Raw genomic sequence first — 21,898 nt, forward strand, 5'->3', positions numbered from 1 at the left:
AGCGCCAAAGGCAGCCTTAGCCTGGAGTTAACCTTATGAGCACCAGCAAAGAGCAAGTGGACGTAGAAGACGATTTCGTCGCGGAGTCGGACGACGAACCGGTGGTTGAGGTCGCCAAGACCAACCTGAGCAAACGCCGCACCATCGATAACATGCTTGAGGAACGCCGACTGCAGAAGCAATTGGCCGATTACGACTTTGATCTCTGACATTTGAAAGCCTCCCGCAACGGAGGCTTTTTCGTTTCTGCTGCAAGCTGATGCCGACCTGCCCAGGATCCGTCAGCGACTGAAGCGGTCAGACCAGGCCATTGCGCTGGGCCAGTTCGATCAGATCCACCAGTGAACGCGCATTGAGCTTCAGCAGCAACCGCGTCTTGTAGGTGCTGACGGTCTTGTTGCTGAGAAACATGCCATCGGCGATTTCCTTGTTGGTCTTGCCGCGTGCCAACTGCTGCAACACCATCATCTCGCGCCCGGACAAACGATCGACCATGTCGGCTTCACTGGCATTGCCCAGGCTGGTGCGTACGGTGTGCAACGCCTGATTCGGAAAATAGCTGTACCCGGACAGCACAGCCTTGATAGCGCTGAGCAGTTCGGTCAGATCCTGTTGTTTGCAAACATATCCCGCCGCTCCCGACTGCATGCAGCGCATGGAAAAATGGCCCGGGGCCTGGGACGTCAACACCAGCACCTTCAGAGGCATCGCACTGGTTGTAAGACGCGCAATGACTTCCAGTCCATCAAGTTTCGGTATACCGATATCCAGAATGACAATATCAGGCATCTGGTCGCGAGCCAGTTGTAATGCATCCACTCCGTTATCCGTTTCTGCAATGACTTCGTAGCCATGACGTTCCATCAGCATACGCACCGCAAGACGAATGACGGGGTGATCATCCACGATCAGCACTTTATTCATGGGCAAGTCCAGTTTCGCTGTTCGAATTTTTAGAACCGGCACAATAACGTAGTCATTTCACCCATGGCATAGCGAAGTTCCCTTGCATTGGCAGCGAGAGACACTTCCTACAGGCAATAAAGATTTCTCCTACAGAAAAGACTCATAAATATAGCGACAAGTCATCCAGACCAAGTGACCACTTGAAAATTATTTGACCTGCGACACTCGCTTATCGAGTAACGAACCCTGACAAGAGAAACTCGATACGACAAAAAACCGAAACAACATACTTATATCCAACCGGCCACTTTTAATATAAATACCAGACATCGGGGACAAAAATATCTCCACCCCCTTACAGAAACTTAAACGACCCAACATAAAGAGAAAGACCATACTCATGAGTAAAGAATATGTTAAAGATCAACAAGAAAATCACCAACCCCATCAGTGTCATTGCCATATTCGCGTTCATCTCCGAAACGTCCGCAGCAGTGTCCCTGCCCTTCCTTGACAATGACGAACGGGAAATCTACATCTGGTTTCTGATCAGCTTTCCATTCTATTTACTGTTCCTGTTTTTCATCACCTTGAACTTCAACTACCGATCCCTTTATGCACCTTCGGATTTTGGTGACGACAAGAACTTCCTGAAAGCTTTTGAAGATAACAACGCTGATTTCCCCGGCGAATCGACTGACCCATCAACTACCGAAATTCAGACTGTAAAACTACCAAAACCGCTGAGTACGCTGTGCATCATTGACATTCGAGGCATGAACACCGAATCAAAAATAAACACACTTCTGGAAAAAGTCCCACAACCCGCCAAGCACTCGCTCAGAATATTCCTCGTTTTAACGGATGATATGTCAGAGATTTTACCGAAAGAAAACATCGCCAAATCGCTCAAGCGAGGAAGGAAAGCCATGGGAACGACGTACTGTATTATTTACGACGTTCACTCGCTGAACATCAGTGTATTGGGAAGAGTTTAAATTGAGGCGCAGAGACACGAAGTACATCAATACGATGCGCACAGTACAACAGATGAGTTCGGGAACGCTGATCCACTACGATCAGGTAAACAGAAGGGTTTTGCAGCATAGCGGTCTTGTCAGAGCGACAAGACCGCTATTTCACGTCTGGTCCGAAGGACTCAGAACAGCTTGCGGCCTTTGTTGGCAGCAATGCGCATACGCAGCGCGTTGAGCTTGATGAAGCCCGCCGCGTCGGCCTGGTTGTAGGCGCCGCCGTCTTCTTCGAAGGTCGCGATGTTGGCGTCGAACAGCGAATCGTCGGACTTGCGGCCGGTCACGATCACGTTGCCCTTGTACAGCTTCAGGCGCACGACGCCATTCACGTTGACCTGGGAGGCGTCGATCATCTGTTGCAGCATCAGACGCTCCGGGCTCCACCAGTAACCGGTGTAGATCAGGCTGGCGTACTTCGGCATCAGCTCGTCTTTCAAGTGAGCGACTTCGCGGTCCAGGGTGATCGACTCGATGGCGCGGTGAGCGCGCAGCATGATGGTGCCGCCCGGGGTTTCGTAGCAGCCACGGGACTTCATGCCGACATAACGGTTCTCGACGATGTCGAGACGGCCGATGCCGTGTTGGCCACCGATCTTGTTCAGGGTCGCCAGTACGGTGGCCGGAGTCATTTCGACGCCGTCCAGAGCGACGATGTCGCCGTTGCGGTAGGTCAGTTCCAGGTATTGCGGCTTGTCAGGTGCGTTCTCCGGGGAGACGGTCCAGCGCCACATGTCTTCTTCGTGCTCGGTCCAGGTGTCTTCCAGCACGCCGCCCTCATAGGAGATGTGCAGCAGGTTGGCATCCATCGAGTACGGGGATTTCTTCTTGCCGTGGCGCTCGATCGGGATCGCGTGCTTCTCGGCGTAGTCCATCAACTTCTCGCGGGACAGCAGGTCCCACTCGCGCCAAGGGGCAATCACTTTTACGCCTGGCTTGAGCGCGTAGGCACCCAGTTCGAAACGGACCTGGTCGTTGCCCTTGCCGGTTGCGCCGTGGGAAATGGCGTCGGCGCCGGTTTCGTTGGCGATTTCGATCAGACGCTTGGCGATCAGCGGACGCGCGATGGAAGTACCCAGCAGGTACTCGCCTTCGTAAACGGTGTTGGCACGGAACATCGGGAACACGAAGTCACGCACGAATTCTTCGCGCAGGTCGTCGATGTAGATTTCTTTGACGCCCATGGCCTGAGCCTTGGCGCGAGCCGGTTCGACCTCTTCGCCCTGACCCAGGTCAGCGGTGAAGGTCACGACTTCACAGTTATAAGTATCCTGCAGCCACTTGAGGATCACCGAAGTGTCCAGGCCGCCGGAATACGCCAGAACGACCTTGTTTACGTCCGCCATGCCATCACTCCACGGGGTTCTACGGAAAGCCGAGGAGTCTACCGCTCAAACGCGATAATTTACAGAGGCGCGACAGCTTAAGACGACAAAGCGACAGAATCTGTCGAGAGGGCGACGATGACCGGCAGGTCAGGAAGTCGCCGCAGCGTTGGCCGGTGTGCTGGCCTGAGGCGCAGGAGCGGTGGTCGGTGCCACCCGCGCAAGGTGCACGTTGACCCGACGGTTCTTGGCCCGGTTGGCTGCATTGGTGTTTGGCACCAACGGGTAACGCTCACCATGGAAGCGCACGGTGATCTGTGATTCCTGGATGCCGTTGGCCTTGAAGAAATCGACCACCGCCAGGGCGCGCCGGCGCGACAGCTCGCGGTTGGTCAGGCGATTGCCGCTGTTGTCGGAGTGGCCGTCGAGCTCGATGTGGTTGACCGTCGGATCGGCCTTCATATATTCGAGCATGACTTGCAGCTTGGCCTTGGCGGCGGCGTCCAGTTCGATGCCTTCGCCAGGGAAACCGATCTGCGATTGTTTGACCTGCTCGAAATTCTGCGGGAGCAGTTTCGCCACGCAGGCCTGATAGTCGTTGAACGCCTTGCTGAACTTGACCGGCAACAGACGCACTTCCGACACACGGCCATCGCCCGATGCATGGCGCACCACGGGGCTGCGTCCGTCCATCAGGCCGCTGATCAGTTGTCCGGCCTGCGCCTGAGAACTGTTGAACAGGATATTGCCACTGCCGATCCTGACCGTGCCCAGATTGATATCGCCACGGCCCGGCTGCCAGGGCGCCGCTGCCGCCATCAAGGTCGCCGAACCGCCGCCGAGCATGGCGTTGTAGGCGTTCAGGCGGAAAGTCGCCTGCTCGCCGGCCTTGCGCACGAACTGGCCCGAGCCGAAATCGGTGATCGGCTGCGTCAGGCGGCATTCGAACTTGTCGCCCTCGACCGTCCACTCAATGTTCTCCAGACGGGTCTGGTAGGTCAGCGCCATCGCCGGAAGGCTGGCAAACACACTGAGCAAGGCTAAATAACGCTGGCGCACGGGAGGCTCCATTGGCTTCTACAACAAAAAGACCGATACATACATGTTTACGGCATACCTATGGGATATCGGACGCTCGTCGCAAAACTTGATAGCGAGTGCCTGCAAGAGTCTTTTCCGGTAGCATTCGCCTCAGTTTGACCCGCCTGGAATCCCCTCATGTCCGACCGCCTGACCCTGCTGCGTCCCGACGACTGGCACATTCATCTTCGCGATGGTGCCGTGTTGACCAATACCGTTGCAGATGTTGCGCGCACCTTTGGTCGCGCCATCATCATGCCTAACCTGGTACCTCCGGTGCGCAACGCCGCTGAAGCCGACGGCTATCGCCAGCGGATTCTCGCTGCCCGCCCGGCCGGCAGTCGTTTCGAGCCGTTGATGGTGCTGTACCTCACCGACCGTACCCAGCCCGAAGAAATTCGTGAAGCCAAGGCCAGCGGTTTTGTCCACGCGGCCAAGTTGTACCCGGCCGGCGCCACCACCAACTCCGATTCCGGGGTCACCAGCATCGACAAGATCTTCCCGGCGCTGGAAGCCATGGCCGAAGTCGGCATGCCGCTGTTGATCCACGGTGAAGTCACCCGTGGCGACGTCGACGTGTTCGACCGCGAGAAAATCTTCATCGACGAGCACATGCGTCGTGTGGTCGAGCGTTTCCCGACGCTCAAGGTCGTGTTCGAACACATCACCACCGGCGACGCCGTGCAGTTCGTCAACGAGGCTTCGGCCAACGTTGGCGCGACGATCACCGCGCATCACCTGCTCTACAACCGCAACCACATGCTGGTAGGCGGAATCCGGCCGCACTTCTATTGCCTGCCGATCCTCAAGCGCAACACCCACCAGGAAGCCCTGCTCGACGCCGCCACCAGCGGCAGCGCGAAGTTCTTCCTCGGCACCGACTCGGCGCCGCACGCCCAGCACGCCAAGGAAGCCGCCTGCGGCTGCGCCGGCTGCTACACCGCGTACGCCGCCATCGAGTTGTATGCCGAAGCCTTTGAACAGCGCAATGCGCTGGACAAGCTCGAAGCCTTCGCCAGCCTCAACGGCCCGCGTTTCTACGGCCTGCCGGCGAACACCGATCGCATTACCCTGGTCCGTGAAGAATGGACCGCCCCGACCAGCCTGCCCTTCGGCGAGCTGACCGTTATCCCGCTGCGCGCCGGTGAAAAACTGCGCTGGCGCCTGCTGGAGGAACACGCGTGAGTGAAGACCATTTCGACGACGAACTGGACGGTCAAGGTGGCGGCGGTTCGCGCCATCCAATGGCAGCACGCTTTCGCGGCTACCTGCCGGTTGTCGTCGACGTAGAGACCGGTGGCTTCAACTCGGCCACCGACGCCTTGCTGGAGATTGCCGCGACCACCATCGCCATGGATGAAAAGGGTTTCGTCTACCCGGATCACACCTACTTCTTCCGTGTCGAGCCGTTCGAAGGCGCCAACATCGAAGCGGCCGCTCTGGAGTTCACCGGGATCAAGCTCGATCACCCGTTGCGCATGGCGGTCAGCGAAGAGACGGCCCTGACCGATATCTTCCGTGGCGTGCGCAAGGCCTTGAAGGCCAACGGTTGCAAACGGGCGATCCTGGTCGGCCACAACAGCAGCTTCGACCTGGGCTTCCTCAACGCTGCCGTTGCGCGGCTGGACATGAAGCGCAACCCGTTCCACCCGTTCTCCAGTTTCGACACCGCAACCCTCGCGGGTCTGGCGTACGGTCAGACCGTACTGGCCAAGGCCTGTCAGGCAGCCGACATCGATTTCGATGGCCGTGAAGCGCACTCCGCGCGTTACGACACGGAAAAGACGGCCGAGCTGTTCTGCGGCATCGTCAACCGCTGGAAACAGATGGGCGGCTGGGAAGACTTCGACGACTGAGGGTCGTCGGATTAAATCCCGCGCATGAAAAAACCGGCTCAAGAGCCGGTTTTTTTGTACCTCGACGTTGCGCCTTACAGGGCAGCAGCGTTCTCGGTCAGGTAAGCCGCAACGCCTTCTGGCGAAGCGTTCATGCCTTTGTCGCCTTTTTTCCAGTTGGCAGGGCAGACTTCGCCGTGCTCTTCGTGGAATTGCAGAGCGTCGACCAGACGGATCAGCTCTTCCATGTTACGGCCCAGCGGCAGGTCGTTGATGATCTGCGAGCGGACAACGCCTTTGTCGTCGATCAGGAACGCGCCACGGAAAGCCACGCCGCCTTCGGACTCAACGTCGTAGGCCTTGGCGATGTCGTGCTTCATGTCGGCAGCCATGGTGTATTTCACCTGGCCGATGCCACCATTGTTGACCGGGGTGTTGCGCCAGGCGTTGTGGGTGAAGTGCGAGTCGATCGACACAGCGATCACTTCTACGTTGCGTGCCTTGAAGTCGGCCATGCGGTTGTCCAGAGCGATCAGCTCGGACGGGCAGACGAAGGTGAAGTCCAGCGGGTAGAAGAACACCAGGCCGTATTTGCCTTTGATGGCCGAGGACAGGGTGAAGCTGTCAACGATCTCGCCATTGCCGAGTACGGCCGGGACGGTGAAGTCAGGGGCTTGTTTGCCTACGAGTACGCTCATTGATATCTCCTGGTGTAGAAACTTGAAGTTCAGGGTTCGCGTCAGCCTGTCACCCTCAGGCGACAGCCCTGTGACACGAACCCCCTTCGCAAGGGCCGACCATCATACACTGCGTTTTTCGACTGTCCTTAACGGTTTTTCGCGAAATCCCGGCTGGCATTCAGCCATGCACCACCGTTCGTCAGTCACAGCCGTTGGCGATGAAAACCGTTGGGAAAGCACTTTGACAATCATTCTCGTTAACATTAAGATCCATCGCAATTGAGCCACAACCAGCGACGGTTCTCACTTATGTATGTTTGCCTCTGCACTGGCGTCACCGACGGACAGATCCGCGAAGCGATCTATGAAGGTTGCTGCAGCTATAAAGAAGTCCGTCAGGCCACCGGCGTAGCCAGCCAATGCGGCAAATGTGCCTGCCTTGCGAAGGAAGTGGTACGCGAAACCCTGACCAAGCTGCAAACCGCCCAGGCCGCGATCCCCTACCCTGTAGAATTTACTGCCGCGTAACTGCACCCATTTCAAAGAACCGGACTTATGTCCGGTTTTTTTATGCCTGAAAATCAATTGCTTAGCGACTAGACGCGGAACACAAACATTCTTATTCCGATTAATTTTCATATATTATTCAATAACTTAGGTTTGACACTTATAAGTACCAAGCTCAAACTCCGCCTTATATACCGCTACTTAGGGCAGGACTCCCATCATGAAAGGCGACGTAACAGTCATCCAGCATCTCAACAAGATCCTTGCCAATGAGCTGGTCGCGATCAATCAGTACTTCCTGCATGCGCGCATGTATGAAGATTGGGGCCTGAACAAGCTCGGCAAGCACGAGTACAAAGAATCCATCGACGAGATGAAGCACGCGGACAAGCTGATCAAGCGCATCCTGTTCCTCGAAGGCCTGCCGAACGTGCAGGACCTGGGCAAGCTGCACATCGGCGAGCACACCAAGGAAATGCTGGAGTGCGACCTGCGTATCGAACGCACCGGCCATGCCGATCTGAAGGCCGCCATCGCTCATTGCGAATCGGTTGGTGACTTCGGCAGCCGCGAATTGCTCGAAGACATTCTCGAATCCGAAGAAGAACACATCGACTGGCTGGAAACCCAACTGGGCCTGATCGATAAAGTCGGTCTTGAGAACTATCTGCAATCGCAGATGGGCGAAGACGAGTAATTAGCGAGCGCTAAACTCGAGACACTAAAAAGCCCCGCCCTCTTTCGAGAGGCGGGGCTTTTTATTGCCCGGACTTCAGACTCGCCGAAATCCGGGCAGAAACCAATCAGGCTTCGGACTTGGCCGCAGCAGCCTTGGCGGATGCTTCCTTGACCAGAGTCTGCAGCTCACCGTTGGCGAACATTTCAGCCATGATGTCGCTGCCGCCGACCAGTTCACCGCCGACCCACAGCTGCGGGAAAGTCGGCCAGTTGGCGTACTTCGGCAGGTTGGCACGGATTTCCGGGTTCTGCAGGATGTCGACGTAGGCGAACTTCTCGCCACAGCCCATCACAGCCTGCGCAGCTTTCGCGGAGAAGCCACACTGCGGGGCATTCGGCGAGCCTTTCATGTAAAGCAGAATGGTGTTGTTGGCAATCTGCTCTTTAATCGTTTCGATGATATCCATGGAGCACCTCGGCTGAACTTTCCGACTCATGGGTCGGCACGGTGGCGCATTGTAACGGAATCCCGAGCGCCCTGCTCGGTCTCCCCGACAGACTTGCTCAAGCCGCTGCCACGGTCACCGGCACGCCATTGAGCGCCGCGTTGCCCGAGAGCTCGTCGAGCTGACATTCATCGGTCAGGTCGTTGGCGCTGGAGCCCGGCTGGCCGCTGGCAATCGCCATCTGCACGCCCGGGCGCGCATGGCCCCAACCGTGTGGCAGGCTGACCACGCCCGGCATCATGTCCGCACTGCCCAGCACTTCAACCTCGATCTGTCCGACCCGTGAGCTTACGCGCACAAGCTGGCCATCGCTGAGCCCGCGACTGGCGAGATCCTCCGGGTTCATCAGCAACTGATGGCGCGGCTTGCCCTTCACCAGTCGATGATAGTTGTGCATCCACGAGTTGTTGCTGCGCACATGGCGACGGCCGATCATCAACAGCTCATCGGCAGCCGGCGCCTGCAATGCGGAAAAGCGCGCAAGGTCGGCAAGAATTTCCGGCGGTGCCGCCTGGACTCGTTGATTGGTGGTCTTCAATCGCGGTGTCAGGTTGGGTTTCAGCGCCCCCAGATCCACGCCGTGCGGATGATCGAACAGCGTCGCCAGCGACAACTTGTGTTCGGATGCATCGCCATACAGGCCCATGCGCAGACCCATGTCGATCATCTTCGCCGGCGGCATCGTCGGCTTCAGTTCCTTGTCGGTCTTCGCTGCAAAGGCCTTGGCCAGGCCGACGAAGATCTCCCAGTCATGCAGCGCGCCCTCGGGCTTGGCGAGGATCGCCCGGTTGAAACGGGTAACGTTGCGCACCGCGAACAGGTTGAACGTGGTGTCGTAGTGATCGTTTTCCAGCGCTGAGGTGGACGGCAGGATCAGGTCGGCATAACGGGTGGTTTCGTTGATATAGAGGTCGACACTGACCATGAACTCCAACCCGTCCAGCGCCTGCTCCAGTTGCCGGCCGTTGGGCGTCGACAGCACCGGATTGCCGGCCACGGTGATCAACGCACGAATCTGGCCCTCGCCTTCGGTGAGCATTTCTTCGGCCAGCGCCGAGACAGGCAGCTCGCCGCCGTACTCGGGACGGCCCGAGACACGGCTCTGCCATTTGTTGAAGTGCCCGCCCGAAGTGGACGCCACCAGATTCACCGCCGGCTCGGTGCACAGTGCACCGCCCACGCGGTCGAGGTTGCCGGTCACCAGATTGATCAGTTGCACGACCCAATGGCACAGCGTGCCGAAAGCCTGGGTGGAAACCCCCATCCGGCCGTAGCAGACGGCGCTTGGCGCCGCGGCGAAGTCCCGGGCCAGTTGGCGGATCTGTTCGGCAGGAACGGCGCACAGCGGGCTCATGGCCTCGGCCGTGAACGCCGCCACCGCTGCGCGCACGTCGTCCAGACCGTCCACCGGCAGATGGCTGTCCGTTGTCAGGCCCTCGCTGAACAGGGTGTTGAGCACACCAAACAGCAACGCCGCATCGCCACCGGGACGCACGAACAGGTGCTGGTCGGCCATCGCCGCTGTCTCGCTGCGCCGCGGATCGACCACCACCACTTTGCCGCCCCGGGCCTGAATCGCCTTCAGACGCTTTTCCACGTCCGGCACGGTCATGATGCTGCCGTTGGAGGCCAGCGGGTTGCCGCCCAGGATCAGCATGAAGTCTGTGTGATCGATATCCGGGATCGGTAGCAGCAAACCGTGGCCGTACATCAAGTAACTGGTCAGGTGATGGGGCAACTGGTCGACCGAGGTCGCCGAGTAGCGATTGCGGGTTTTCAGCAGGCCCAGAAAGTAATTGCTGTGGGTCATCAGCCCATAGTTGTGCACACTCGGATTGCCCTGATACACGGCAACCGAGTTCTGCCCATGACGCGCCTGAATCGCCGACAGTTTTTCAGCCACCAGCTCAAAAGCCTCTTCCCACCCGATCGGCAACCATTCACTGCCGACCCGGCGCATGGGTTGGCGCAGGCGATCCGGATCGTTCTGGATATCTTGCAGCGCCACAGCCTTGGGGCAGATATGCCCGCGACTGAAGGTATCCAGTGCGTCACCCTTGATCGAGGTGATCTGCACTTGGCCGTCGGTTTCAGTGGTTTCAATGCTCAAGCCGCAGATGGCTTCGCACAGGTGGCAGGCACGGTGGTGGAGAGTCTTGGTCATGGCCAGTCTCTGTCTTGTTCTGGGCAGGTAATAACGCCTGCGGGAACAAAACTATGGCGCTTGGCCGGGCGCGGCGCCAGCGACGTTCGTCTTGTGAATCGACGACCATCAGGCGAGCCGATAGCCCGACGCAATCAACTGGAGGGTAACTGGGGCGGCGCTGCCAGCTGGATTTCCTGGATGGTTTCGATCTGCTCGTGGGCGACGTGCACCCCGGTGAGTTCGCCGATCAGTCGCCAGTGCTCGTCGAGCCCGGTGCTGATGGTGGCCATGCGATCGATCATGTGGCGGCCGGCCGTCTTGACCACTTCGTCTTCACTGCGCAGCAGTTCGAAGGACAATGAGGTGACCGAAGCGGTCAGATGAGTCAGTGAGCGAGCCGTGTGGCCCAGCAATTCCATTAACAGTTTTTCTTTCGATTCCATGCGGAGGCTTCCTGCGTCGCTCGTGAGTTATTTATAACCCAGCACTTTGCTTTAGCAAATGTTTCAGGTCTGACATCCGACCGGCGAATCCATGGCTGGCCGGTCGCAAACCGACCAGGTCTGCTCCATCCCCGCCCCGCCTGATTGCCAAGCCCTGCGGCGCCAGTGTACAAAGGGTTGGAAATCCGGCTTCAAACCAGCGCTTCGTGTGACCTCGTCACCCCCGCACAATCCGCAAAAATCGTAGCCTATTGGAAAAACGCGACATTTAGTGTCAATATCGCGCCTCCCCCTATTTCGTCGCCCCGTGCGGCTTACGCCGCAGGTCTCGCCCGTTGTTCCGATAAACAAGGCTTTGAGCATCTGCGGTTTGTAGCAAAAAGGTAGTCAATGATGAGCGCAAGGCACTTTCTCTCCCTGATGGATTGCACGCCCGAAGAGCTGGTCAGCGTGATCCGTCGAGGCGTTGAGCTCAAGGACCTGCGTAACCGCGGCGTACTGTTCGAGCCTCTGAAAAACCGCGTCCTGGGGATGATCTTCGAGAAATCCTCGACCCGCACCCGGATCTCCTTCGAGGCCGGCATGATCCAGCTCGGTGGCCAGGCGATCTTCCTTTCGCCCCGCGACACCCAACTGGGCCGTGGCGAGCCCATCGGCGACTGCGCCATCGTCATGTCGAGCATGCTCGATGCGGTGATGATCCGTACCTTTGCCCACAGCACCCTGACCGAATTTGCCGCCAACTCCCGCGTGCCGGTGATCAACGGCCTGTCCGATGACCTGCATCCGTGCCAGTTGCTGGCCGACATGCAGACGTTCCTCGAACACCGCGGCTCGATCCAGGGCAAAACCGTGGCCTGGATCGGTGACGGCAACAACATGTGCAACAGCTATATAGAAGCGGCGATCCAGTTCGACTTCCAGTTGCGCGTCGCCTGCCCTGAAGGCTATGAGCCAAACCCTGAATTCCTGGCCAAGGCCGGTGATCGCGTGACCATCGTCCGCGATCCGAAGGACGCCGTGCGCGGCGCGCATCTGGTGAGCACCGATGTCTGGACCTCCATGGGCCAGGAAGAGGAAACCGCCAAGCGCCTCAAGCTGTTCGCGCCGTTCCAGGTCACCCGCGCCCTGCTCGACCTGGCCGCCGAGGACGTGCTGTTCCTGCATTGCCTGCCTGCCCACCGCGGCGAAGAAATCAGCCTCGACCTGCTTGATGACCCGCGCTCCGTCGCCTGGGATCAGGCAGAAAACCGTCTCCACGCACAGAAGGCCCTGCTCGAGTTCCTCGTTGAACCGGCATATCACCACGCATGAGCCATGAATTACTGCTGAACCTGCGCAACCTCGCTTGCGGCTATCAAGATCAACGTGTGGTGCAGAACCTCAATCTGCACCTCAACGCCGGCGACATCGGTTGCCTGCTCGGCTCTTCGGGCTGCGGCAAGACCACCACCCTGCGCGCCATTGCCGGCTTCGAACCGGTGCACGAAGGGGAAATCCAGCTGGGCGGTGAAGTGATCTCCAGCGCTGGTTTCACCCTCGCCCCGGAGAAACGCCGGATCGGCATGGTGTTCCAGGACTACGCGCTGTTCCCGCACCTGAGTGTTGCGGACAACATCGCCTTCGGCATTCGCAAGCACCCGAACAAGGAGCGCGTCACCGAAGAGCTGCTGGAACTGGTCAACCTGAAGAACCTCGGCAAGCGCTTCCCGCACGAACTGTCTGGCGGGCAGCAACAACGTGTCGCCCTGGCCCGCGCCCTGGCGCCGGAGCCACAACTGCTGCTGCTCGACGAACCATTCTCCAACCTCGACGGCGAGCTGCGACGCAAGCTCAGCCATGAAGTGCGCGACATCCTCAAGGCCCGTGGCACCAGTGCGATTCTGGTGACTCACGACCAGGAAGAAGCCTTCGCCGTCAGCGATCACGTCGGTGTGTTCAAGGAAGGCCGGCTGGAGCAGTGGGATACGCCCTACAACCTCTATCACGAACCGGCGACGCCGTTTGTTGCCAGCTTCATTGGCCAGGGTTACTTCATTCGCGGCCAGCTCGGCAGCCCGGAATCGGTGCACACCGAACTCGGTGAACTGCGCGGCAATCGCGCCTACACCTGGCCGATCGGCGGTGCGGTGGATGTGTTGCTGCGTCCGGATGACATTGTTTATGCACCGGACAGCGGGTTGAAAGCACGGATCGTCGGCAAGACCTTCCTCGGCGCCTCGACCCTGTATCGCCTGCAACTGCCAACCGGCGCGCAACTGGAGTCGATCTTCCCGAGCCACGCAGACCATCAGGTCGGTGTGGATGTAGGGATTCGCGTGGCGGCGGAGCATCTGGTGTTGTTCCAGGCATCCGGCAGCACGGCTGCGCAGATCCCGGCGGTGGAAAACGGTGTTCGCCGGTACAGCACCGCACACTGATCTACACAAAAACAAAGAGGGAGCCTGATGGCTCCCTCATTGTTTTGGCCTCAGCCCAGCATCAATGTGCCGCTGGCGACCAGCGTCGCATTTCCGCCGATCTTCACCCGCTCGCCTTCCAGCCGACAGAACAACTCCCCGCCCCGCGCCGAACGCTGGCACGCGGTCAGGCTGGATTTGCCCAGACGTTTTGACCAATACGGAATCAGGCTGCAATGGGTCGAGCCGGTCACCGGGTCTTCATTGATACCGATGGCCGGAGCGAAGTAGCGCGAGACGAAATCATGCTGGTTACCCCGGGCCGTGACGATGGCGCCGAGCCAAGGCAGTTTGGCCAGGGCGACCATGTCCGGCGTGCAATCGAGCACCGCCTGCTCCGATTCCAGCACCACGAACAGCTCGTTGGAACCGAGCACGTCCACGGCTTCGACGCCCAGCGCCCGCTCGACATCCAGCGTCACACCGATTTCCGACGGCACGATCGAAGGGAAATCCAGCCACAAACGACCCTCTTCGCGACTGACACTCAACGGCCCGGACTTGCAGGTGAAATCCAGACGCTCGGCCGTTTCCTTATAGATCTCGAACAATACATACGCGCTGGCCAGCGTCGCGTGACCGCACAATGGCACCTCGGTGGTCGGCGTGAACCAGCGGATATGCCAGGCCTGGCCTTCGCGCACCAGAAACGCAGTTTCCGCCAGGTTGTGCTCGGCGGCGATCTTCTGCATCAAGTCGTCCGCGAGCCAGGCGTCGAGCCGATAGACCATCGCCGGGTTGCCACTGAACGGCCGATCACTGAAGGCGTCGACCTGATGAAACTCTAGCTGCATAACGTTCTCCCTGAATTCGTCAACGGAGCATGCCGCTACGGCTCGTTCATCGCCAGTGACAGAACCGGTCAATTTTCCTCATACAGACCTCAGGAACGGCCGATGTCGGCGAATTTGGCCTGGGTGTGCTCGGCCAGAACGGCGGGCGCCAGCTCAACTTCCAGTCCACGTCGCCCGGCACTGACATAAATGGTCGCAAAAGCCTGGGCGGAATTATCGATGAAAGTACGCAGGCGCTTTTTCTGCCCCAGCGGACTGATGCCGCCCAACAGGTAACCGGTGGAACGCTGCGCAGCGGCCGGGTCGGCCATCTCCACTTTTTTCACGCCGGCGGCGTGGGCCAGCCCCTTGAGGTCGAGGCTTCCGACGACCGGCACCACCGCCACCAGCAATTCACCTTTTTCGCTGGCCGCCAGCAGCGTCTTGAACACCTGCGCCGGCTCCAGGCCCAGTTTTTCCGCGGCCTCCAGCCCGTAGGACGCCGCCTTGGGGTCATGTTCGTAACTGTGCACGCGATGTTCGGCACGAACTTTTTTCAACAAGTCCAACGCAGGGGTCATGGCAGCTCCGGGCTCGGCAGTGGCAAAAAATCCTGCGCCGGATTCTAGGCCATCGCCATACAAAAGGCTCTACCACGCGCCACGTTTCCCGGGGCTTGCAGGCCGATAACAGGATCGTCAGGCCAGTGACCCGCAGGATCATTCACACGGCTGATAGTTTATTTGTGACTGACGGTTCACTTTCGACCTTTGACAGCTTTGTTTCTTGTCTATATTTTTTCGAATCTGAATAATGTAAGAATTATCGTCACCGCAGCACCCAGCAGTAAACCGGGAACAGGATGGGGATCCTGCCCCGGCGAAAATCGCGCCTTGCCCTGTCGGCAAACGCGCCAGACAACAACAAAAACCGAGGTTTTCAATGACAACTGCGTTACAGCAACCATCGCTCTCGAGCCAGTGCCTGGCCGAGTTTCTGGGTACTGCACTTCTGATCTTTTTCGGTACGGGCTGCGTCGCCGCGCTCAAGGTCGCGGGCGCGAGCTTCGGCCTGTGGGAAATCAGCATCATCTGGGGCGTCGGCGTGAGCATGGCGATCTACCTCACCGCCGGGGTTTCCGGTGCGCACCTGAACCCTGCCGTCAGTATCGCCCTGAGCATTTTCGCCGACTTCGAAAAGCGCAAACTGCCGTTCTACATCCTCGCTCAGGTTGCCGGCGCCTTCTGCGGCGCGCTGTTGGTTTACACGCTGTACAGCAACCTGTTCTTCGATTTCGAACAAACTCACCATATGGTTCGTGGCTCGGCCGCCAGCCTGGAACTGGCGTCGGTGTTCTCCACCTTCCCGAACCCTGCGCTGTCGACTGCCCAGGCGTTCCTGGTCGAGGTGATCATCACGGCGATCCTGATGGGCGTGATCATGTCCCTGACCGACGACAACAACGGCCTGCCGAAAGGCCCGCTGGCGCCGCTGCTGATCGGCCTGCTGATTGCCGTGATCGGCAGCTCGATGGGCCCGCTGACCGGCTTCGCGATGAACCCGGCCCGTGACTTCGGTCCAAAACTGATGACTTTCTTCGCGGGCTGGGGTGAAATTTCCTTCACCGGCGCACGTGAAATCCCGTACTTCCTGATTCCGATTTTTGCACCGATTGTCGGTGCCTGCCTCGGCGCTGCCGGGTATCGCGGGCTGATTGCCCGTCACCTGACCGGCGCCACACCTGCTACAAAGGATGCAGAACCGGCCATTGACGGCAAACCAAGAACTTCTTGAAACAGTCGGCGCAGGTTCCTGCCCATTCGAACCTGCGCCAAGGCCCACTCTCCCTTATTTCGTCCAAGGCAATCGACATGACCGACATTCAGAATAAGAACTACATCATTGCCCTCGATCAGGGTACGACCAGCTCCCGCGCGATCATTTTCGACCGCGATGCGAACGTGGTCTGCACCGCGCAGCGCGAATTCGCCCAGCATTACCCACAAGCCGGTTGGGTCGAACATGACCCGATGGAAATCTTCGCCACCCAGAGCGCCGTGATGGTCGAAGCGCTGGCCCAGGCCGGTCTGCATCACGACCAGGTGGCCGCCATCGGCATCACCAACCAGCGTGAAACCACCGTGGTCTGGGACAAGACCACCGGCCGCCCGGTCTACAACGCGATCGTCTGGCAATGCCGCCGCAGCACCGAGATCTGCCAGCAGCTCAAGCGCGACGGCCACGAAGAATATATCCGTGACACCACGGGCCTGGTCACCGACCCGTACTTCTCCGGCACCAAACTGAAGTGGATCCTCGACAACGTCGAAGGCAGCCGCGAACGTGCGCGCAACGGCGAACTGCTGTTCGGCACCGTCGACAGCTGGCTGATCTGGAAATTCACCGGCGGCAAGGTTCACGTCACCGACTACACCAACGCCTCGCGCACCATGCTCTTCAACATCCACACACTTGAGTGGGACGCGAAGATGCTGGAGATTCTCGACATCCCGCGCGAAATGCTGCCGGAAGTCAAAGCCTCCTCGGAAATCTACGGTCGTACCAAGAGCGGCATCGCCATCGGTGGTATCGCCGGTGACCAGCAAGCTGCACTGTTCGGCCAGATGTGCGTGGAGCCCGGCCAGGCGAAAAACACCTACGGCACCGGTTGCTTCCTGCTGATGAACACCGGCGACAAAGCGGTGAAATCCCAGCACGGCATGCTCACCACCATCGCCTGCGGCCCGCGCGGCGAAGTGGCTTACGCACTGGAAGGCGCTGTGTTCAATGGCGGTTCGACCGTCCAGTGGCTGCGCGATGAACTGAAAATCATCAACGACGCCCACGACACCGAATACTTCGCCAATAAAGTGAAGGACAGCAACGGCGTCTATCTGGTGCCAGCCTTCACCGGTCTCGGCGCTCCGTACTGGGACCCGTATGCCCGTGGCGCCCTGTTCGGCCTGACTCGCGGCGTGCGTGTGGATCACATCATCCGCGCAGCACTGGAATCGATCGCCTACCAGACCCGCGACGTGCTCGACGCCATGCAACAGGACTCCGGCGAACGCCTCAAGGCCCTGCGCGTGGACGGCGGTGCAGTGGCGAACAACTTCCTCATGCAGTTCCAGGCCGACATCCTCGGCACGCAGGTCGAGCGCCCGCAAATGCGCGAAACCACTGCACTGGGCGCCGCTTACCTGGCTGGTCTGGCGTGCGGTTTCTGGGGCAGCCTGGAAGAACTGCGCGGCAAGGCAGTGATCGAACGCGAGTTCGAACCGAGCCTGTACGAAGTCGAAAAAGAGAAGCTCTATAAAGGTTGGAAAAAAGCCGTCAGCCGTACCCGTGACTGGGCACGTGAAGACGCTGAATAAGCCAACCTGAGTACTCGTATCTGGTTGTAACTGGTCGGGAGGTGATTCCTGCGGCATCATGGGCAAATTTTGCACGGCAGCCCAAAGGAAGCCCCATGAATCTGCCTCCCCGTCAGCAGCAAATCCTCGAGCTGGTCCGCGAACGCGGCTATGTGAGCATCGAGGAAATGGCCACGCTGTTCGTTGTTACCCCGCAAACCATCCGCCGCGACATCAATCAACTGGCGGAAGCCAATCTGCTGCGTCGCTACCACGGCGGCGCCGCCTATGATTCCAGCGTCGAAAACACCGCCTACGCGATGCGCGCCGATCAGATGCGCGATGAAAAACAACGCATCGGTGAAGCCATCGCCGCACAGATTCCCGATCACGCCTCGCTGTTCATCAACATCGGCACGACCACCGAATCCATCGCCCGCGCCCTGCTCAATCACAGTCATCTGAAAATCATCACCAACAACCTGCACGTCGCCTCGATGCTCAGCGCGAAGGATGATTTCGATGTGTTGCTCACCGGCGGCAATGTCCGTCGCGACGGCGGCGTGGTGGGTCAGGCGAGCGTGGATTTCATCAATCAGTTCAAGGTCGACTTTGCGCTGGTGGGCATCAGCGGCATCGACGAAGACGGCAGCCTGCTCGACTTCGATTACCAGGAAGTGCGGGTGTCCCAGGCGATCATCGCCAATGCCCGGCAGGTGATCCTCGCGGCGGACTCCAGCAAGTTCGGGCGTAACGCGATGATCCGCCTCGGCCCGATCAGCCTGATCGATTGCCTGGTCACCGACCAGCAGCCGGTGCCAGCCCTGGCGCAACTGCTGAGCCAGCACAAGATTCGCCTGGAAGTCGTTTAACCCCCCCTCCTTTTATTTCTCGTTCCCACGCTCCGCGTGGGAACGCAGCCCGGGACGCTCCGCGTCCCCTCCCAAGCGCTGACGCAGAGCGTCAATGTATGCATTCCCACGCAGACGGTTCGACGCCTCGACGTGGGAACGATCAATCGCTCGCGTAGGGCGATCCGCCCGCGAATGTTCGAATATTTTCCTTTCTCCGCCCTTCGATGAGTTTTTTCAATCGAAGTCGGCTGGCTGTGCGCGTCTTTATGGGCTACCATTTTCGCAAATGAACATTCATGTTCGATTTCCAAGACAGAAAATCAAAAGAGCCCGAGGCCAGCCGATGTCCACATCTACCTTGCGTACGCCCCCTATCTCCGAGATCTACGATATCGCCGTCATCGGCGGCGGGATCAATGGCGTGGGGATCGCAGCGGATGCCGCCGGTCGCGGTCTTTCGGTGTTCCTTTGCGAAAAGGACGACCTGGCCAGCCACACCTCGTCGGCCAGCAGCAAGCTGATCCACGGTGGCCTGCGCTACCTCGAACATTACGAATTCCGTCTGGTGCGCGAAGCCCTGGCCGAACGCGAAGTGCTGCTGGCCAAGGCCCCGCACATCGTCAAGCCGATGCGTTTCGTACTGCCACACCGTCCGCACCTGCGTCCGGCGTGGATGATCCGTGCCGGCCTGTTCCTCTATGACAACCTCGGCAAGCGCGAAAAACTCGCCGGTTCCAAGAGCCTGAAGTTCGGCGCCGACAGCGCGTTGAAAAGCGAAATCACCAAAGGCTTCGAATACTCCGACTGCTGGGTCGATGACGCTCGCCTCGTCGTATTGAACGCCATGGCTGCCCGCGAGAAAGGCGCGCATGTCCACACCCAGACCCGTTGCGTCAGCGCCCGCCGTGCCAAAGGCCTGTGGCACCTGAACCTGGAACGCGCCGATGGCAGCCTGTTTTCGATCACCGCCAAGGCACTGGTGAACGCGGCCGGCCCGTGGGTCGCCAAGTTCATCCGTGACGACCTGAAGATGGAATCGCCGTACGGCATCCGCCTGATTCAGGGCAGCCACGTCATCGTGCCGAAACTGTACGAAGGCGATCACGCGCACATCCTGCAGAACGAAGATCAGCGCATCGTTTTCACCATTCCGTACCTGAACCACTTCACCCTGATCGGCACCACCGACCGCGAATACACCGGCGATCCGGCCAAAGTGGCGATCACCGACGGCGAAACCGATTACCTGCTCAAAGTGGTCAACGCCCACTTCAAGAAGCAAGTCAGCCGGGAAGACATCCTGCACAGCTATTCGGGCGTGCGCCCTCTGTGCAACGACGAATCCGACAATCCTTCGGCCGTGACCCGCGACTACACCCTGGCGCTGTCCGGCAGCACCGAAGAAGCGCCACTACTGTCGGTGTTCGGCGGCAAGCTGACCACCTACCGCAAACTCGCCGAGTCGGCGATGGCGCAACTGATGCCGTTCTTCACGCAGATGCGTCCGAGCTGGACCGCCAGCGCCACCCTGCCGGGCGGCGAAGACATGACCACGCCGCAGGCCCTGAGCGCGCTGATCCGCGACAAGTTCGACTTCGTGCCAACCGAAATCGCCCGCCGCTGGGCCACCACCTACGGCAGCCGCACGTGGCGCATGCTGGAAGGCGTCGACACCCTCGCCGACATGGGCGAACACATCGGCGGCGGTCTCTACACCCGTGAAGTCGATTACCTGTGCAGCGAAGAATGGGCCACCACCGCCCACGACATCCTGTGGCGCCGCAGCAAACTGGGGCTGTTCACCACCCCGGCCGAGCAGGAAAAACTCGCGGCGTACCTGAACAAGGTCGAGCAGAACCGCAAGATCGAAGCGGCCTGATCGATCCGCCCGTAAAACGAAAAGCCCCTGAATCGAGAGATTCAGGGGCTTTTTGCATCCCGGCTGAAACACGGGATGACGAATGCCGTTCGGTTTTCCGAACGCGACCTGTCAGTCGATTCGGATAACCGGATCAGAAACGCATAAAAACACCATCACAAAACCTTAATCATCAAATAAATCAACAAGTTAACTTGTAGCAACTGGTCTGGCACGAGTCATGCTCTACACTCCTTCGACGAATGCCTGTTGCGCCAACACAGCAGGAGCCGTCAGGCATTCGAAGCACAAAAGGGCCCGCTCAACCGGCTCCATAAAAAAAACAATGTCGAGGAAAATTTGATGCGCATCGTTCCCCATATCCTGGGCGCAGCCATTGCTGCCGCTCTGATCAGCACACCAGTTTTCGCTGCCGAACTCACCGGCACCCTTAAGAAGATCAAAGAGTCCAACACCATCACCCTGGGGCACCGCGACGCCTCCATTCCGTTTTCCTACATCGCTGACGCCTCCGGCAAGCCGGTCGGCTACTCCCACGATATCCAGCTGGCCATCGTCGAAGCGATCAAGAAAGACCTGGACCTGCCAAACCTGCAGGTCAAATACAACCTCGTGACCTCGCAGACCCGTATCCCGCTGGTGCAGAACGGCACCGTGGACGTCGAGTGCGGCTCCACCACCAACAACGTCGAGCGTCAGCAACAGGTCGACTTCTCCGTCGGCATCTTCGAGATCGGTACCCGTCTGCTGTCCAAGGCCGGTTCGCAGTACAAGGATTTCGACGATCTGAAAGGCAAGAACGTCGTGACCACCGCCGGCACCACCTCCGAGCGCATCCTCAAGGCGATGAACGCCGACAAGCAGATGGGCATGAACGTCATCTCCGCCAAGGACCACGGCGAATCCTTCCAGATGCTGGAATCGGGTCGTGCCGTTGCGTTCATGATGGACGACGCGCTGCTGGCAGGCGAAGCCGCCAAGGCCAAGAAAGCCACCGACTGGGCCGTGACCGGCACTCCACAGTCCTATGAAATCTACGGCTGCATGGTGCGCAAGGGCGACGAGCCGTTCAAAAAGGCTGTGGATGACGCCATCGTCTCCGTCTACAAGTCGGGCGAGATCAACAAGATCTACACCAAGTGGTTCATGTCGCCGATTCCGCCAAAAGGCCTGAATCTGAACTTCCCGATGAGCGACGAGCTCAAGAAGCTGATCGCCGAGCCAACCGACAAAGCGGCCGACGACAAGAAAGCCTGATTTCTGACTAACCTTGTTCCCTGAGGAGGCGCCTGCCTTCTCGGGGAATGGTCACTCCCTGCTGGCATTTTCTGGAAACACTCGAACCGGTGGCTGTCGAGCCGATCGCGTGTGCCTGACCGTCAAGATCAGGCTGGGAACGGAGCTTCCCCAGGCGGGCACTTGTACATCGATCGAATCGAGGGG

Annotated in this window: 22 protein-coding genes; 13 read left to right on the forward strand and 9 right to left on the reverse strand. The window is 59.1% G+C overall.

Annotation, left to right across the window (positions count from 1 at the left end):
* Positions 1–35 precede the first annotated feature (35 nt).
* Entirely contained in the window at positions 36–209 is a 174-nt protein-coding gene (locus tag AC1RME_RS17550) for a PA3496 family putative envelope integrity protein (protein WP_096818454.1), read from the forward strand.
* 88 nt (positions 210–297) lie between these two features.
* Here AC1RME_RS17550 and AC1RME_RS17555 read toward each other — a convergent pair whose 3' ends face one another.
* Positions 298–924 carry a response regulator transcription factor gene (locus AC1RME_RS17555; RefSeq protein WP_085730184.1) on the reverse strand — a complete coding sequence of 209 codons (627 nt, stop codon included), beginning with the start codon at positions 922–924 and terminating at the stop codon, positions 298–300.
* Positions 925–1,319: 395 nt separating this feature from the next.
* Here AC1RME_RS17555 and AC1RME_RS17560 point away from each other — a divergent pair, with 395 nt between their 5' ends.
* On the forward strand, positions 1,320–1,904 hold the full coding sequence (locus tag AC1RME_RS17560; protein ID WP_493091575.1) for a hypothetical protein: 585 nt from the start codon (positions 1,320–1,322) through the stop codon (positions 1,902–1,904).
* 161 nt (positions 1,905–2,065) lie between these two features.
* On the opposite strand, the gene AC1RME_RS17565 is transcribed toward AC1RME_RS17560, so the two are convergent.
* The gene (locus AC1RME_RS17565) at positions 2,066–3,283 is read right to left on the reverse strand and encodes an argininosuccinate synthase (protein WP_096818458.1); all 1,218 of its coding nucleotides are present in this window, start codon (positions 3,281–3,283) and stop codon (positions 2,066–2,068) included.
* Positions 3,284–3,412: 129 nt separating this feature from the next.
* Positions 3,413–4,321, reverse strand: a complete 909-nt coding sequence (locus tag AC1RME_RS17570; protein WP_096818459.1) for a flagellar protein MotY — start codon at positions 4,319–4,321, stop codon at positions 3,413–3,415.
* A gap of 159 nt (positions 4,322–4,480) precedes the next feature.
* On the opposite strand from AC1RME_RS17570, the gene pyrC reads away from it, so the two are divergent.
* Both pyrC and rnt read left to right on the forward strand, forming a co-directional pair.
* Complete coding sequence (gene pyrC / locus AC1RME_RS17575; protein ID WP_095190451.1) at positions 4,481–5,527, forward strand: dihydroorotase; 1,047 nt, start codon at positions 4,481–4,483, stop codon at positions 5,525–5,527.
* Complete coding sequence (rnt, locus tag AC1RME_RS17580) at positions 5,524–6,198, forward strand: ribonuclease T (RefSeq protein ID WP_085709496.1); 675 nt, start codon at positions 5,524–5,526, stop codon at positions 6,196–6,198. Before pyrC ends, rnt begins: the two co-directional genes overlap by 4 nt.
* 74 nt (positions 6,199–6,272) lie before the next feature.
* Here the strand turns inward: rnt and AC1RME_RS17585 are convergent, their stop codons facing one another.
* Positions 6,273–6,875: a peroxiredoxin gene (locus tag AC1RME_RS17585; RefSeq protein WP_003227723.1), complete on the reverse strand. Its 603-nt coding sequence runs from the start codon at positions 6,873–6,875 to the stop codon at positions 6,273–6,275.
* 291 nt (positions 6,876–7,166) lie between these two features.
* Here AC1RME_RS17585 and AC1RME_RS17590 point away from each other — a divergent pair, with 291 nt between their 5' ends.
* Together AC1RME_RS17590 and bfr are read left to right on the forward strand one after the other, a co-directional pair.
* Positions 7,167–7,385, forward strand: coding sequence for a bacterioferritin-associated ferredoxin (locus AC1RME_RS17590; protein ID WP_003227725.1), 219 nt, complete (start codon positions 7,167–7,169; stop codon positions 7,383–7,385).
* 199 nt (positions 7,386–7,584) lie between these two features.
* The gene (bfr, locus tag AC1RME_RS17595; protein WP_102620761.1) at positions 7,585–8,061 is read left to right on the forward strand and encodes a bacterioferritin; all 477 of its coding nucleotides are present in this window, start codon (positions 7,585–7,587) and stop codon (positions 8,059–8,061) included.
* A 106-nt stretch (positions 8,062–8,167) separates the two neighbouring features.
* Here the strand turns inward: bfr and grxD are convergent, their stop codons facing one another.
* The 3 genes from grxD to plzR form a co-directional block, all read right to left on the reverse strand.
* Entirely contained in the window at positions 8,168–8,509 is a 342-nt protein-coding gene (grxD, locus tag AC1RME_RS17600; RefSeq protein ID WP_003227729.1) for a Grx4 family monothiol glutaredoxin, read from the reverse strand.
* Positions 8,510–8,606: 97 nt separating this feature from the next.
* Positions 8,607–10,712, reverse strand: coding sequence for a molybdopterin oxidoreductase family protein (locus tag AC1RME_RS17605; protein ID WP_493091576.1), 2,106 nt, complete (start codon positions 10,710–10,712; stop codon positions 8,607–8,609).
* Positions 10,713–10,846: 134 nt separating this feature from the next.
* Positions 10,847–11,137, reverse strand: coding sequence for a PlzR type 4 pili assembly inhibitor (gene plzR / locus AC1RME_RS17610; RefSeq protein WP_085730176.1), 291 nt, complete (start codon positions 11,135–11,137; stop codon positions 10,847–10,849).
* Between the two features lie 393 nt (positions 11,138–11,530).
* Here plzR and argF point away from each other — a divergent pair, with 393 nt between their 5' ends.
* Complete coding sequence (argF, locus tag AC1RME_RS17615; RefSeq protein WP_096818463.1) at positions 11,531–12,451, forward strand: ornithine carbamoyltransferase; 921 nt, start codon at positions 11,531–11,533, stop codon at positions 12,449–12,451.
* Entirely contained in the window at positions 12,448–13,557 is a 1,110-nt protein-coding gene (locus AC1RME_RS17620; protein WP_493091577.1) for an ABC transporter ATP-binding protein, read from the forward strand. The genes argF and AC1RME_RS17620 overlap by 4 nt, the downstream gene beginning before the upstream one ends.
* Positions 13,558–13,607: 50 nt before the next feature.
* Here AC1RME_RS17620 and AC1RME_RS17625 read toward each other — a convergent pair whose 3' ends face one another.
* Both AC1RME_RS17625 and ybaK read right to left on the reverse strand, forming a co-directional pair.
* On the reverse strand, positions 13,608–14,390 hold the full coding sequence (locus tag AC1RME_RS17625; RefSeq protein WP_085730173.1) for a PhzF family phenazine biosynthesis protein: 783 nt from the start codon (positions 14,388–14,390) through the stop codon (positions 13,608–13,610).
* Positions 14,391–14,479: 89 nt separating this feature from the next.
* Positions 14,480–14,950 (reverse strand): Cys-tRNA(Pro) deacylase, encoded by a 471-nt coding sequence (gene ybaK, locus AC1RME_RS17630; RefSeq protein WP_096818466.1) that lies wholly within the window; start codon positions 14,948–14,950, stop codon positions 14,480–14,482.
* Between the two features lie 361 nt (positions 14,951–15,311).
* Between ybaK and AC1RME_RS17635 the strand changes: the two genes are divergently transcribed.
* From AC1RME_RS17635 to AC1RME_RS17655, 5 genes are all read left to right on the forward strand, one after another.
* Positions 15,312–16,163 carry an MIP/aquaporin family protein gene (locus AC1RME_RS17635; protein ID WP_085730171.1) on the forward strand — a complete coding sequence of 284 codons (852 nt, stop codon included), beginning with the start codon at positions 15,312–15,314 and terminating at the stop codon, positions 16,161–16,163.
* A 77-nt stretch (positions 16,164–16,240) separates the two neighbouring features.
* Complete coding sequence (glpK, locus tag AC1RME_RS17640; RefSeq protein ID WP_493091578.1) at positions 16,241–17,743, forward strand: glycerol kinase GlpK; 1,503 nt, start codon at positions 16,241–16,243, stop codon at positions 17,741–17,743.
* Positions 17,744–17,838: 95 nt separating this feature from the next.
* A complete protein-coding gene (locus AC1RME_RS17645; protein ID WP_007953179.1) occupies positions 17,839–18,594 on the forward strand; it encodes a DeoR/GlpR family transcriptional regulator in 756 nt (251 codons plus the stop codon).
* A 325-nt stretch (positions 18,595–18,919) separates the two neighbouring features.
* The gene (gene glpD, locus AC1RME_RS17650; RefSeq protein WP_096818470.1) at positions 18,920–20,455 is read left to right on the forward strand and encodes a glycerol-3-phosphate dehydrogenase; all 1,536 of its coding nucleotides are present in this window, start codon (positions 18,920–18,922) and stop codon (positions 20,453–20,455) included.
* Positions 20,456–20,797: 342 nt separating this feature from the next.
* Positions 20,798–21,712, forward strand: a complete 915-nt coding sequence (locus AC1RME_RS17655) for a glutamate/aspartate ABC transporter substrate-binding protein (RefSeq protein WP_192558884.1) — start codon at positions 20,798–20,800, stop codon at positions 21,710–21,712.
* The last annotated feature ends 186 nt before the right edge of the window (positions 21,713–21,898 follow it).

This window comes from Pseudomonas sp. GW822-FHT03F08 (assembly GCF_058801265.1).